At 56.8% G+C, this 724-nt stretch carries 1 protein-coding gene; it reads right to left on the minus strand.

Annotation, left to right across the window (positions count from 1 at the left end; genetic code table 11):
- Positions 1 to 161 precede the first annotated feature (161 nt).
- On the minus strand, positions 162 to 724 hold a 563-nt coding region (locus KOE80_RS20130; RefSeq protein WP_226349845.1), incomplete at its 5' end, for an ankyrin repeat domain-containing protein.

Below are 724 nucleotides of genomic sequence, written 5' to 3' on the forward strand. Positions count from 1 at the left end.
CGCCCGGAACCAAGGAGTCCAGCGTGACCATTTCCCATTCATGTTGATAAGCAGTCGGGGTCTTAAGCATGAACGTATTATGAACAAGCCTGCTGTTTTATGGGAGGGTTTGTCAGCAGTCTGAGGAGCCTTGAAGGCTCCTTTTTCCATCCTGTCATGGATTAAGGCTGTACAGGCTTGTCGAAACGGTCCAGGTCAAAATAACGACTGGTACTGCCCGACGAAGCGGGCTTGGAGCTTGAGCTATCCGCTGCAGGAGCGGGTTCAGGCTCTACCGTCACCGTTTGCACCCGATTCAGATCGGGCTGTTCGACCCGCTCTGGTACGCCGTATGTCTGTACCGCTCCTCCTGAATGAGTCCCCGCTGCAGCAGGCACAGAGGCTGCTTTGCGTGCGACGGCCTGATCCAGGTAGCTGGCCAATTGTTCATGATTCGCCGAACGAGCCCAGTCTGCCGGACTCAAACCTTGGGCATTTTGCATACTCGGATCCGCACCCGCTGCCAATAACACATCGACTACAGCCCGTTTGCCCGACAAGGCAGCCATCATCAAAGGGCTGGTCCCATCAGGTGCAGGCGCATTCACAATCGCTTTCTGAGACAGCAGATAGCGTACCGTCTCCTCGTGCCCTTTGGAGGCGGCGTAATGCAAAGGCGACCAGCCCACCCGATTCACCTGCCCACCCCGCGCTTGCAGATCACGCAAACGAGCGGTTTCCCCCA

The sequence above is a fragment of the Alcaligenes sp. 13f genome (assembly GCF_020496585.1).
GTDB classification, from domain to species: Bacteria; Pseudomonadota; Gammaproteobacteria; order Burkholderiales; family Burkholderiaceae_B; genus Alcaligenes; species Alcaligenes phenolicus.